Annotated in this window: 10 protein-coding genes; 8 read left to right on the forward strand and 2 right to left on the reverse strand. The window is 72.8% G+C overall.

Annotation, left to right across the window (positions count from 1 at the left end; genetic code table 11):
• The first annotated feature begins 98 nt into the window (after positions 1 to 98).
• The 4 genes from ABZY57_RS07900 to ABZY57_RS07915 all read left to right on the forward strand — a co-directional run bounded on the left by ABZY57_RS07900 (position 99) and on the right by ABZY57_RS07915 (position 5,986).
• Complete coding sequence (locus ABZY57_RS07900; RefSeq protein ID WP_356509249.1) at positions 99 to 836, forward strand: TetR-like C-terminal domain-containing protein; 738 nt, start codon at positions 99 to 101, stop codon at positions 834 to 836.
• 140 nt (positions 837 to 976) lie between these two features.
• Positions 977 to 2,074, forward strand: a complete 1,098-nt coding sequence (locus ABZY57_RS07905; protein ID WP_356509251.1) for a hypothetical protein — start codon at positions 977 to 979, stop codon at positions 2,072 to 2,074.
• Positions 2,075 to 2,116: 42 nt separating this feature from the next.
• Entirely contained in the window at positions 2,117 to 2,440 is a 324-nt protein-coding gene (locus tag ABZY57_RS07910) for a putative quinol monooxygenase (protein ID WP_356509253.1), read from the forward strand.
• Between the two features lie 180 nt (positions 2,441 to 2,620).
• Positions 2,621 to 5,986, forward strand: a complete 3,366-nt coding sequence (locus tag ABZY57_RS07915; RefSeq protein ID WP_356509255.1) for a S8 family peptidase — start codon at positions 2,621 to 2,623, stop codon at positions 5,984 to 5,986.
• 119 nt (positions 5,987 to 6,105) lie between these two features.
• Here ABZY57_RS07915 and ABZY57_RS07920 read toward each other — a convergent pair whose 3' ends face one another.
• Both ABZY57_RS07920 and ABZY57_RS07925 read right to left on the reverse strand, forming a co-directional pair.
• Positions 6,106 to 8,658: a discoidin domain-containing protein gene (locus tag ABZY57_RS07920; RefSeq protein ID WP_356509257.1), complete on the reverse strand. Its 2,553-nt coding sequence runs from the start codon at positions 8,656 to 8,658 to the stop codon at positions 6,106 to 6,108.
• 133 nt (positions 8,659 to 8,791) lie between these two features.
• The gene (locus ABZY57_RS07925) at positions 8,792 to 9,484 is read right to left on the reverse strand and encodes an MBL fold metallo-hydrolase (protein WP_356509259.1); all 693 of its coding nucleotides are present in this window, start codon (positions 9,482 to 9,484) and stop codon (positions 8,792 to 8,794) included.
• 138 nt (positions 9,485 to 9,622) lie between these two features.
• Here ABZY57_RS07925 and ABZY57_RS07930 point away from each other — a divergent pair, with 138 nt between their 5' ends.
• The 4 genes from ABZY57_RS07930 (at position 9,623) to ABZY57_RS07945 (ending at position 13,177) form a co-directional block, all read left to right on the forward strand.
• Positions 9,623 to 10,531 (forward strand): helix-turn-helix domain-containing protein, encoded by a 909-nt coding sequence (locus tag ABZY57_RS07930; RefSeq protein WP_356509269.1) that lies wholly within the window; start codon positions 9,623 to 9,625, stop codon positions 10,529 to 10,531.
• A gap of 33 nt (positions 10,532 to 10,564) precedes the next feature.
• Entirely contained in the window at positions 10,565 to 11,065 is a 501-nt protein-coding gene (locus ABZY57_RS07935) for an isochorismatase family protein (protein ID WP_356509261.1), read from the forward strand.
• 55 nt (positions 11,066 to 11,120) lie between these two features.
• Positions 11,121 to 11,738: an RNA 2',3'-cyclic phosphodiesterase gene (thpR, locus tag ABZY57_RS07940; protein ID WP_356509271.1), complete on the forward strand. Its 618-nt coding sequence runs from the start codon at positions 11,121 to 11,123 to the stop codon at positions 11,736 to 11,738.
• Between the two features lie 95 nt (positions 11,739 to 11,833).
• Positions 11,834 to 13,177, forward strand: a complete 1,344-nt coding sequence (locus ABZY57_RS07945) for an MFS transporter (protein ID WP_356509263.1) — start codon at positions 11,834 to 11,836, stop codon at positions 13,175 to 13,177.
• The last annotated feature ends 60 nt before the right edge of the window (positions 13,178 to 13,237 follow it).

Here is a 13,237-nt window from a genome sequence, read left to right on the forward strand (position 1 = left end):
TCAGCGCACTTGGGGGCCGTGACCGGCCGGAGCCGACGGCCGACGCCCCTACGGAGGCCGCACGTACGGCAGTTGCCTGCGACCGGTACGGTTTCTGCATGGACGATCACGCAACGAATTCGACATCGGGCGACGCGGTCCTGTCAGAGCTGATCAAGAAGACCGCGCGCCTGCACCTGGCGGAGCTGGGTGGCGGAGGGCTGTCACTGGACTCCCTCGCGCATGACTGCGGTCGCGCCGTCACCGAGGTGCAGACCCTCTTCCCGCACCGGGACGACCTGCTGACCGCACTGGTCATCGATGCCTACGACGCGTCCGGCGCCGCGATGGAGCAGGCCGACGAGGCCGCCACCGCCGCCCACGCGTCGGCGGGTGCGCGGCTGCTCGCCGTCACGCGCGCGCTGCGTCGGTGGTCCTTCGCCCACCCCGCCGAGTTCACGCTGATCTACGGATCGCCCGTACCCGGCTACCACGCCCCGCAGGACACCGTCCTGCCGGCCTCGCGCACGCCGGGCGTCCTCGCCGCCATCGTGGGCGCGGCGCTGGCGGACAGTGAACTCACCCCGCCCCGACGCACGGTGCCCGGGCCGCCGTTGCTGCTGCCGGCTGCCGTGGAGGCCTTCGGCGGCCTGCCCCCGGCTCCGTTCTCGGACGTCATCGAGCGCGGGATCGTGTTGTGGAGCAGCCTGATCGGACTCCTGGTGTTCCAGGTCTTCAGCCGGACCCACGACAGCGTCCGGGACGAGGCCGCGTTCTTCGACTACGCCGTCGCCGTGGCGGCCGAGGCCATCGGACTCGTGGTCCCCCTGGACGGGGCCGGCGAGGACACCCGCTGAGGACCGGGGGGCCTTGACGGGGAGCCCTCGCGGGCGGGTTACCGTATCCCTTCATTCGAGGGGGAACAGCGATGTCGCACCACACTGGGTGGGGTCACCACCCGGGTCAGCCCGTTCCACCGCAGTGGGGAGGCGGCTGGATGCCGCCGCCGGCCCCGCAGCCGGGCGTCATACCTCTGCGTCCTCTCGGTACGGGCGATGTGATCAACGGGGCCTTCGGGACCTTCCGGCGGTACTGGAAGCCCCTCATCGGCGTCATGGCCGCCGTCCAGGGCATCGGAATCCTGCTCGTTGCCGCCACGCTCGCGATCTCCTTCGCGGCGCTGTACGACCGGTACTCCGCCGTCTTCGAACTCGCGCCCGGTGAAGACCCTGCCGGCCCGGACGTGGCGGCCTTCTTCCTGTCCTTCGTACCGGCGGGCGTGGTCCTGCTCGTCGCGATGACGGTGGGCGCCGCGATGTTCAGCGCCCTGTGCCCCGCGTTGGTCCAGGAGGCGGTGCTCGGCCGTCCCACGACCTTCGGCGCGATGTGGCGCCGCAGTTGGTCACGGCTGCCGTCGGTGCTCGGCACCGTCCTGCTCACCGCGCTGATCGCGGGCGGGCCGATGCTCCTGCTGTACGCGATCTGCGTCCCCCTGATCGTCATGTCCACGGACCTGGACGGCTCCGGTCCGTCGGCCGCCTTCGGCCTGCTGCTCCTGGGCTCACTCCTGTGCGTGCCCTTCTCCGTCTGGCTCATGGCACGGTTCAGCCTGGCGCCCCCCGCGGCGGTGTGCGAAGGACTCGGCCCCGTCGCGGCCCTGCGGCGCTCCTCCCATCTGGTCCGCGACGGCTGGTGGAGGGTGTTCGGCATCTCGATGCTCGGGTACCTCGTGGCGATGGCCGTCGGGTACGCCGTCCAGATGCCGTTCGGCTTCGTCGGCATGTTCGCGGTCTTCCCGATCCTGCCGGGGCCGGGCGAACCCTCGCCGGACACCGGCACGCTGATCTTCGGGTTCCTCGTCTACGGGGCCACCATGCTGCTCGGCGGTGTCATCAGCTCGCTGTTCCAGTTCAGCTTCCCGCAGTTGGTCATCGCCCTGATCTACGTCGACCAGCGGATGCGCAAGGAGGACCTCGCGGCGACGCTCACCGCCGCCGCTTTCCCCGCACCGACTCCGGGGGCGGAGACGGGGACAGAGCCGGGGCCGGGGCCGGGTTCGGGGACAGGGTCGACTTCGGCCCCCGAACGGACCTGAGGGCACCGCAGGCACAGGCGGGCTCGCACCTACAATGCTCGAATGATCTTCATTGTGGTGAAATTCCCCGTCAAGTCCGAGTACGTCGACCAGTGGCCCGAGCTGGTCGCGGAGTTCACGCACGCCACCCGCGCCGAGCCGGGCAACCTGTGGTTCGAGTGGTCCCGCAGCCTGGAGGAGCCGGACACCTACGTACTGGTCGAGGCGTTCCAGGACGACGCCGGGGAGGCGCACGTCACCTCCGCTCACTTCCGCGCCGCCCTGGAGACCATGCGCCCCCTGGTCGCCCGGACGCCGGAGATCGTCAGCACCACCATCGAGGGCGCGACCGGCTGGAGCCGCATGGGCGAGCTCCAGGTCGACTGACGGACGGCTGCACCCCCGACGTCAGCAGGAGGCCTGTCCCCGTCACCTGGTGACCGCCCGGACAAGGGCGAGTTCGCGTCAAGTTGATGTTTCCCGCGTCCGTGGAGAACCGCACGGGCCTGCCCCGCGTGATACCCCACACGCACGCATTGGCATGCACACGAACGCGGGGGAACACGGGTGGGATTCGCAAGGAAGGCCCGAACGGCGGCGCTCGCCGCAGCGGTGACCGGGGCGCTGATCGCGGGGGCGGCCGGCGCCACGCCGGCGCTGGCCGCAGGCACCACCGCACAGGAGGGCAAAGGGAGTCCGGCCGAGGGCCGGGCGAAGAAGGAATCGAAGCCGTCCGCGACGGTGACCCTGATCACCGGCGACCGGGTCGTCGTCAAGGGTGACGGAAGCGTCGAGCAGTTGCTGCGCGGCGCGGGCCGGGAGGGGACGGCCTTCTCGGTGCGCCGCGAGGGGGCGCACACGTACGTCATTCCGCAGGACGCCCTGCGACTGGTCGCCGACGGGGTGCTCGACCGGCGGCTGTTCGACGTCGCCGAGCTGGTCAGGAACGGGTACGACGATGCGCACCGCACCACGCTGCCCCTGATCGCCGGCTACCGGCGCGACGCCTCGGGGACCAAGACCTTCGGGGCCGCCGGCGACACGCTGGCGGCGGTCGCCCGCGACCGCCGCGAACTGCCCGCGGTGGCGGGCGAGGCGTTCCACGCGCGCAAGGCCGACGCGGCAGCCCTCTGGACGGCGGTCACCGGCCGGAAGGACGCCCGCACGCTGGGCTCCGCGCCCGTGCCGCCGGTCGCCCACCTGTGGCTGGACGGCAAGGTGAGCGCCACCCTGGACAAGAGCGTGCCGCAGATAGGCGCGCCCACCATGTGGAAGGCGGGCTTCACCGGCAAGGGCGTCAAGGTGGCGGTCCTGGACACGGGGGTCGACGAAACCCACCCCGACCTCAAGGGCGTCGAGACGCTGCAGAAGAACTTCAGCAGTTCGCCCGACTCCAAGGACCGGTACGGGCACGGTACGCACGTGGCCTCCACGATCGCCGGGTCGGGCGCGCGGTCGGGAGGCCTCTACAAGGGCGTGGCACCCGACGTCCAGCTCCTGGACGGCAAGGTCCTGGGCGACGACGGCTTCGGCTCCGACTCCGAGATCGTCAGCGGTATGCAGTGGGCCGTGGACCAGGGCGCGACGGTCGTCAACATGAGTGTGGGCTCTCCCGACCAGCCCGGCATCGACCCCATGGAGGAAGCGGTCGCCCAGCTCTCCGGCAAGGCGCTGTTCGTGGTGGCCGCCGGGAACGAGGGCGACAAGGCCGCCACGTTGCGCACGCCCGGCAGCGCCGCGGCGGCGCTCACCGTCGGCGCGGTGGACAAGCAGGACCAGCTCGCGGACTTCTCCAGCCGCGGTCCGACCGCCGATGGACTGGCCAAGCCCGACATCACCGCCCCGGGCGTCGACATCACCGCCGCCGCCACCACGCAGAGCCCGGACCCCGGGCCCGCCGAGGGCTACGTCGCCATGTCCGGCACGTCGATGGCCACCCCGCACGTCGCGGGCGCCGCGGCCCTGGTCAAGCAGCAGCACCCGAACTGGAGCGCGGCCCGGATCAAGGCCCTGCTGACCGGCTCGGCCACGCCCGCCCCGAAGCTCAACGCCTACCAGCAGGGCGCGGGTCGCACCGACCTCGTCCGGGCAGCCAAGGCGGTCGTCACCGCCGAGCCCGGATCCCTCGCCTTCGGCACGCACCTCTGGCCGCACGCCGACGACAAGCCGGTGTCCAAGTCGCTCACCTACCGCAACCACGGCACCAAGCCCGTCACGCTGCAGCTGAGCACGGCCGGTACCGGCCCGTCCGGCCGCCCGGCCCCGGCCGGGATGTTCACCGTCAAGGACGCCCAGCTCACCGTCCCCGCCGGGGGCACCGCGACGACCACCGTCACCGCCGACACCCGCAAGGGCGCCCTCGACGGCGCCTTCGGCGGAACGGTGCTGGCCAGCGGGGACGGGCAGCAGGTGCGCACCGGTCTCGTGGTCGAACGTGAGGTGGAGTCCTACGACGTCACCCTGAGGCACCTGGACGTCAACGGCGCGAACCCGTCGACCTACTACACCACCGTCACGAAGCTCGGTGCCGGCCTGGAGGGCCGCTTCGAGGTCCGGTACGACCCGAGCGGCACGGTCGTCCAGCGACTGCCCAAGGGCGAGTACCTGCTGGAGGGCGTCGTCTGGGGCCCGGACTCCACCCTGGGGTTCTTCGTCCAGCCTCTGCTGAAGCTCACGGGGAAGACCGCGGTCACCTTCGACTCCCGCAAGGCCAAGCCGTTCGCCGTCACCCCTCCGGATCCGTCCGCGAAGCTGGTGAGCGCCTACGCCGGGTTCTACGACGAGGCCGCGATGGTGTCCGACATGTGGGCCACCGACGGGGTGACGAAGATCCTCACCCAGCACCTGGGCCCGGCCACGCCCACGCTGCGGGCGCAGTACAACGGCCGGTGGAAGACACCGGGGGCGGCGGGCAAGAACGTCGACTACCGGCTCGCCTTCAACCGTTCGGGCTCCTGGTTCGACGGGCTCGACCGCAAGCTCACCCGCGCCGACGTCGCCGAGGTGAAGCTCGGGTTCGGCGCCTCGGTCACCGGAACGAAGGGCCTCGTCCACGCGACGCCGACGGACTCCCGCGGCTACACCTCCGGAGTGCAGGACCCCACCGAGCAGAGCCTGCCGCTGGCGAGCACCCAGTACGTCAACACCGAGGGCGGGGTGCGCTGGTCCTGGGTCGCCTCGCAGGTGAACTCCCAGGGGGAGCCGCGCATCATCTACACGCATGACCTCCGGTCGTACCAGCCGGGCCGGCGGTACACGCTGAACTTCAACACCGGCGTGGTCGGCCCCGATCTGGAGGCCGGGAAGGAGCAGGCCGCGACGCGGTCCGGCGACTACGTGGACTTCAATGTCGGGCTGTTCAACGACGGCGCCGGCCACGAGGGCTGGTCCACCACCACCGGCGGCTTCACCCGGCTGGAGTCAGGCGGCCGGGTCATCGTCGAGACGCCGCCGACCGGCTGGCTGAGCGCCGAGGTGCCGGCCGGCAAGGCCACGTACCGGCTGACGAAGGAGGCGAGCCGCTCCACAGGCGACACCTCGACCAGCACGAAGGTCAACGCGGTCTGGACGTTCACCTCGGCCCGCCCTGCCACGGACGACCCCGTGGCGCTGCCGCTGTCCACGGTGCGGCTCTCGCCGAAGCTGAGCCTGAGCGGGACGGCGCCGGCGGGCGGCGCGCTGAAGGTGCCGCTGCGGCTGGGCGGCGTGGCCGGCGCGGAGGGACAGGTCGCCTCGCTGGCGGTCAGGGCCTCCTTCGACGGGGGCGCGACCTGGCGGCTCCTCGCGGTGGCGACGGACGCGGAGGGAGAGCGTTCGGTGACCGTGCAGCACCCGGCGTCGGCCAAGGCCGTGTCGTTCCGGGTGGACCTGAAGGACAAGGCCGGCAACACCGTGCGGGAGACGATCACCAACGCCTACCGGCTCGCTCCCTGAGCCGCCCGTAGGACGCTCCGGCCCGGCCCCGCATCGCGCGGGTGCCGGGCCGGACCTGGTTCGCGGCGCCGGGTCCGGCCGGCCGGTGGGGTTCCGGCCGGCGGGACACCGTACGCGCGTCAGGAGATGGTGAGGAACTGGGCCGTGCTCGGTACTCCCCCGGCGTCGAGGGCGAAGAGCATGTAGGTCCCCGGCAGGACCACGCCCGGGTCGGCGGGCAGGGACACCGTGTGGGTGCCGGTTCCCGTGGCCGTGGAGGCGAGGGGCACGCGGCGTTGGTCGTTGTCGGTGGAGTGGGTCGCGGCCGCTGCCCGCATCAGGACGAAGGATGCCGCCGGGGTCGAGGTGGAGACCGTCAGTGACGTGCCGGGGGCCGCCCTGGAGGGGACGCCTCCCGTGATCTCCGGGCGCGCCTTGGGCGATCCGTCCGGGTTGAGGAGGTACGGCGGCGTGAACACCGCCCCGTCGGCGTGGTTGGTGGCGCAGTCGCCGCACAGTCCACCGCCGCCGGAGAAGACCCGCCCGTCCGGCAACAGGTTGGCCACGCTGTGGTAGTTGCGCGGGACGGCCATGGTGGCGAGGGGGGTGAAGGCGCCGGTCGCGGGGTCCCACAGTTCGGGGGTCAGCACCGAGGTGGCGTCGCTGAACGGCACCGGATGGCTCTGTCCGCCGAAGACGATCACCTTGCCGTCGGGCAGGACCACGCTGTTGGCGAAGGCCCTGGCGTACTCCATGTCTCCGCTACGGGCGGTTTCGACCTGCCCGCCCGTGATGCTGACGGTGTAGGCGCGGCGCGTGGCGGGGGTGTTCTGGTAGGCGGGCGAGCCGCCCAGGGTGAGCAGTTTGCCGATGTCGTAGGCGACGGCGTTGCCCGTCATGGCGTCGGCACTGTCGGCCCGGGTGCCGGCAGGGGTGATGCTTCCCGTACCGGTGGTCGAGATCCAGTTCATCTGCTTGCTCGGGCCGAGCTGCAGCACCTTGCCGCCCGAAGTGGCGTGCAGCCACATGTGGTTGTCGGCGCGGTAGGGTCCGGCCGGGTCGGCCGTGGACGCCCGGAGGGCCGGGACGCCGGGGAGACCGCGCCAGGTGCCGGTTTCCGGCGACCAGGCCTCACCGGCCTTGTCGCCCGCGGGCCCGCTCCAGGATCCGCCCAGGACGAAGGCCTCGCCGGTGGAGAGCAGCGTCATGGACTGGTAGCCGCGGGGGATGTTCATGCTGCCGGTGGCCGACCAGGCGTCGGTGGCGGGGTCGTAGATGCTGGCCTTCTCCGCGTTGCTGCCCCCGGTGACCAGCACGCGGCCGTCGGCCAGCATGGCTATGCCCGGGCAGAACATGTCGTGGCCGGTGTTGTCGATGCGGCGCTGGGTGACCTTGCCCGTCTTCAGGTCGAGGATCGCGGTCTGGGTGTAGCCGTTGCTCCCGCCGAAGCGGTCCACCGCGTACGCGGACCAGGCCAGCAGCTTGTCGCCGGGCAGCACGGCCGTGGCCACGGGGACCAGGGGGAAGCCGGTGATCCGGCCCCAGGATCCGTGGACGGCGGGGCTCGCCGGCCCGCTCAGGCGGATCTCGGCGGCCGAGGTCCACGGGCCGCGGGCGCCGGCCTCGGTGGTCACGGTCAGCCGTACGAACCGGGCGTTCGCGGTGCGGGTGAAGGTGGCGGTCTTCACGGTGTCGTCGTCGCGCCAGGTGCCCGCGGCGACCGGCGCGCCGAAGGCGGCTCCGTCGGTGCTCGTGGTGACGGTGTACGCGCCCGCCCGGCCGTTGGGGCCGTTCGTACGCGGGTGGTAGACGAGTGCGGAGACCGCGGCCGTGCGGTGCATGTCGACGGTGATGCTGTGCGGCAGGGGCGCCGGGGTGCCCGACCACTTGCTGTGCCAGAGGGTGCCGGTGTCCCCGTCGAGCACGTTGGCCGCGCGTCCGTTCTCGCTGCCCGTCTCCTCGTCGCTCGCCGCGGCCGTCCACCCGGTCCGGGCCAGGTCCACGGTGGCCTCGGGGGTGCCGGGGTCGCCCAGCAGGTTGATCTCGGCGGCGGAGGTCCACGGGCCGCGGCCGCCGGCCTCGGTGAGGGCCGTCAGCCGTACGAACCGGGCCCCCTGCGGGGCGAACCCGAGGGTTTTGGCGCTGCCGTCGTCCGCGAGCGTGCCGCCGGCGACCGGGGCCGGCCAGTTCGCTCCGTCCGCGCTGACGCTGAGGGTGTACTCGCCGACGCGCCCGTTGGCCCCGTTGGTACGGGGGGTGTAGACGAGCGCCGAGACGACCGCCGTGCGGTGCATGTCGATGGTGATGGTGTGCGGCAAGGGGGCCGCGGTGCCCGACCACTTGCTGTGCCAGAGGGTGGCGGTGTCCCCGTCGAGGACGTTGGCCGCGCGTCCGTTCTCGCCGGTCGTCTCCTCGTCGCTCGCCACGGCCGTCCACCCGGTCCGGTCGAGGAGGGGGGCCGTCGGCTCCATGGCGTTGGCCGGCGCGATGCCGTGGTGCGGCGACTGCTTCGCCGCCCGCTCCTCGAAGGGCGTGGGCGCGGGCCGGGGCTGCGGACCGCGGCCGGGCGCGGCCTGGCTCGCGACCCCGAGCCACGGCGTGAAGCCGATCAGCAGCGCGCCGAGACCGAAGGCGATGAGCAGCCTGGAGCGGCGTAGCGCGCGGGGTAGGGCGGGGAAGCGCCTGGACTGCAATCTGACCTCCTGGGGCGAACCGGCATGCCCCATGGAAGATAGGTCAGGGTCTCCACAACTCACCCAAATGAGAGGAGAGTTGACGCAAAACCGCATGCACCGGCGCGATCCGGGAGGGAGCGCCGGGACGTGCCTAGAGCGGCACTGCGCCGTCGGCGGCGAACGGGCCTCCGTGGCCGGGGACGATCAGGTCCGCCGCGGCGAGCACTCGCAGCCGGGAGGTGCGCAGCACCTCGCGGTCCGGGGCGACCGGGTCGTCGGCGGGGCCCTGCGCGTGCCACCACAGGTCGCCGGCGAAGGCCACCACTCCGGAGTCCGTTCCGGCCAGCAGCGTGATGTCCTCGTGGCTGTGTCCCGGCGTGCGGATCAGGCGCAGGGAGGGGGTGAGTTCGTAGCCCTCGGCGTCCCGGTTGGTCCACTGGTCGCCCTGGTACTCCACCTGGTGGTCGTGCACCCGGGCCCGGCCGAACAGGCCCGCGTTCATGGTGTTGTCCGGGTGGTGGTGGCTGAGCACCACGTCGGTGATGTCGTCGGGTCCCAGCCCCAACTCCGCGAGCGGGCCGAGGATGTCCGCGTGGCTCGCCACCATGCCCGGGTCGAAGATGAAGTGCCGGCCGGCGTCGGACACGTACGAGACGGTGGCGGCGACCCCGGGGCCGGTGGAGCCGACGTAGCCGGTGGTCAGGATCGTGTAGACGGCGCTGCGGCCGAGCGGTGCGTCGGTGCGGAGGTTCTGGGCGGTGGCCTCGGCGTCTGCCGTGATGTCCGCCGCGACGGCCTCGGTCGTCGTGGTGTCTGCCGCGATGTCTGTCGTCGTGTTCGTCATGGCTGCAATCCTGCCGACCCGGCGGGGAGCGCACGAGTGGCACACCTGCCAGTGATCGCAGGATTCGTGCCACCGTGGCAGACTGCCCCCGTGCCCCCTTTCGCGACCGTCGCCGCGTACGTCCCGCCCGGTGCCGGCATGCTCGCCGTCGGGATCGTCGCCGAGGTCTTCGGCCCGCACGGGCAGGGGCTGCCCGGCTTCGACTTCGCGCTGTGCGCCGAGCGGCCCGGGCCGGTCCCCACCGACTTCGGCGTGCCGCTCGCGATCGAGCACGGCCTCGACCGGCTGGCCACGGCCGATCTGGTGATCGCCCTGCCGGGGGCCGGTTTCCGTACGCCGCCCGGTCCGGCGGTACGTGACGCGCTGGTGGCCGCGTACGAGGGTGGTGCCCTGCTCGCGGCCCACTGCGTCGGCACGTTCGCACTCGCCGAGGCCGGGCTGCTCGACGGGCTGCGGGCCACCACGCACTGGCGGTTCGCCGAACTGCTGGCCCACCGGCACCCGGACGTGGCCGTCGAACCGGACGCCCTGTACATCGACGAAGGCAGGATCGTCACGGGTGCGGGAGCGGCCGCCGGCTTCGATCTGTGCCTGCACCTGCTGCGACGGGAGCACGGGGCCGCGATGGCCAACGCCGTGGCCCGGGACATGGTGCTGCCCTCGCACCGCGACGGCGGGCAGGCCCAGTACCTCGCGGCGCCCGTGCCCGAGGACTGCCGGGACGAGCGGCTCTCCGAGGTGCTCGCCTGGGCCCGCGACCACCTCCACGAGCCGCTTCCCGTCACGGAGCTGGCCCGGCGCGCCGTGATGAGCAAGCGGTCCTTCGCCCGCCGCTTCACCGCCGCGACCGGCACCACCCCGCACGCCTGGCTGCGGAACCTGCGGCTGAGCAGCGCCGAGGAGCTGCTCGAGAGCACGGACCTGCCCGTCGAGGAGATCGCCCGTCGGGTCGGCTACGGAAGCGCGGCCGTCCTGCGCGAACAGTTCGTGCGGCGCAGGGGAGTTCCGCCGCGTTCCTACCGGCGCTCCTTCACGAGCACGCCGTAGCCCGGGGCCCCGGTGCCGACGGGGGCCTGTCCTATGATCGTTCCTGTGACCTCCGCACTGATCCTCATCGACCTGATGCCCCGCATCATCGGGCTGCCGGTCGCCCCTCACTCCGGCGAAGAGGTGCTGGCCCGCTGCCTCCGGCTGGCCGATGCCTTCAGGGCGGACGGGCGTCCGGTGGTGCTCGTCCGAGTGGACCGGCCGGGGGTCGCCGAGCAGCCGCCGGGCAGCGGCTTCGCCGACGGGCTGGAGCGGCCGGGCGACGTCCTGATCGTCAAGCACACCGTCGGCGCGTTCCACGGCACCGGCCTGGACGACCGGTTGCGCGGCCTGGGCGTGGACACGCTGGTGCTGGCCGGGCTGGTCACCACGATGGGGGTCGAGTCCACGGCGCGCGCCGCGAGCGACCACGGCTACGAGCTGGAGTTCGTGGCCGACGCCATGTCCGGCTTCGCCGCCGACGAGCACGCGTTCGCCGTGGAGCGGATCTTCCCCCGGTTCGGCGACGTGCACAACACGGCGGACTACGCCTGACCACGATGGACGACCGGACCACCCGCAGCACTGTACGAAGTCTCCTGTGAACGATGTGAACGAACAGACCCGGCCCGCGACCGTTCGCGTGTTCATCGCCCTCGCCCCGCCCGACGACGCGAAGGAGGAACTCGCGCGCGAACTGGGCCCCGCCTACGCGGCGTACCCGCACATGCGGTGGAACCGCATCGAGGACTGGCACATCACCCTGGCGTTCCTCGGTGAGCTGCCGGTCGAGGCCGTCCCTCTCCTGCGGCCGCCGCTCGCCGGCCTCGCGGCGGCGCACGGCCCCGTACGCCTGTCCCTGCGCGGGGGCGGCCACTTCGGCGAGCGGGTGCTCTGGAGCGGGATCGACGGGGACCTCGACGGACTGCACCGGCTCGCCGCCGAGGTGCGCGCCGTGGTCAGGGAGTGCGGCATCCCCTTCGAAGAGCGGCCGCTGCGCCCCCATCTGACGCTGGCCCGCGCCCGCCGGAACGATGCTTCCTCGGCGGCGGAGGCCGCGGCCGGGCTCTCCGGGTTCGCCGGTCGCCGCTGGCGGACGGAGCGCTTGCACCTGGTCGGCAGCAACATCGGCCGCGGCCCGGGGCCGATCCACTACCGCGACATCGAGGCGTGGGACCTCGGCGGCGGAGTCGGTGACGAAGGGGCGCAGGGCGACACGGACGGCTGATCGACCGCCCGCTCGGCGACGGCGGGAAACTCCTTGACGCAAAGCAGCTTAGCGCTAAGCTACTTCCGAGCAATCTAATCGGGGGGAGGATCGACGTGGGCAAGGGCATGCGCGAGGAACGGGTGGCGGGCGAACGGTCGCTGCTCCTCGGGGTGGGCATCAGCGCGATCGGGATCGGGATGTACATCCCCTTCTCGCTCGTCTTCTTCCACCACGTCACCGGGCTCTCCTTCGCCCTCGTCGGCATCGTGCTGACGGCGACCGGCCTGGCCGGACTCACGGTCATGCCGCTCGCGGGCTCGGCCGTCGACCGGTTCGGGGCCAGGAAGGTCAACCTGCTGCTCTACGCGGTCCGGGCCCTCGGCTTCGCCCTCTACCCGCTCGCAGGGTCGCTCCCCGCCTTCGCCGCCGTCGCCCTGGTGACGGCTCTCGCCGACCGCTCCTTCTCGATCGTGCAGCAGTCGCTCATCGGGGAAGTGGCCCGGGGCGGCGCCCGCGACCGGCTCCAGGCCTCCATCCGGGCCCTGCAGAACGCGGGCATGGGCGCCGGCGCCCTGCTCGTCTCCGGGGTCCTGGCCCTGGGGGGCACGGAGGGGTTCACCTACACCGCCTGGGGCAACGCGGTCGCCTTCGCGCTCGCCGGACTGCTCGTCAGCCGTGTGAAGCCGGTACGGGACCACGCGAACGGTGAGCCCGGCACGGGCGGCGCACCCGGCTCGGCCGAGCGTCCGGGCGCGGGCTACCGCATGGTGCTCGCCGACCGGCCCTTCCTGGGCCTGACCGCCGCCAACTTCCTGACCGCGCTCGGGTATGCGGCCCTGTCCGTCCTCTTCCCGCTCTACATCACCACCTGGCTGCACGGACCGGACTCCCTCACCGGTGCGGCCTTCACCGTCAACACGGCCCTCTGCGCGGGGATCGGCGTCCTGATCGCCGCCCGGGTCCGCCGTTCCGGAGCCCGCCGCACCCGCTCCGCGGCCCTCGGGGCGCTGCTCTTCGCCGCCGCCTTCGTCGGGCAGATCGTGCTCGGCACGGTCCGGCCCGGACAGACCGCGACGTTGGTCGCCCTGCTGGTCATCGTGGTGGTCTACACGGTCGGCGAGCTGGTCCACAGCCCTTCGGGCGGCGCCCTGTCGGTCTCGGCCGCGCCCGAGGCCGTACGCGGCCGCTACCTCGCCACCTACCAGCTGTCCTACTCCCTGGCCACCGCGCTGGCCCCGTCCCTCTTCACCGGACTGCTCGCGCTCGACGGCCGCCTGCCCTGGGCCTTCCTGGCCGTCGCCGCGCTCGGCGCCGCCTTCGCCCTGACCCGGCTGGAACGCCACCTCCCGGCGGAGGCCGTGTACGCCACCCGGCCGTCCCCGGCCGCGGCCCCGGCTCCGGACGCCGCCCCGGGGGCCCCCACCCGCGAGTCGGCGACAACGGCCACCGCGGCCTGAGAGACCGCCTGGTCCCCCGACGCCAAGAGAACTGCCCCCCCCGGGCCCCCCGCGGCCCCC

The organism is Streptomyces sp. NPDC006450, assembly GCF_040612195.1.
Lineage (GTDB): Bacteria > Actinomycetota > Actinomycetes > Streptomycetales > Streptomycetaceae > Streptomyces.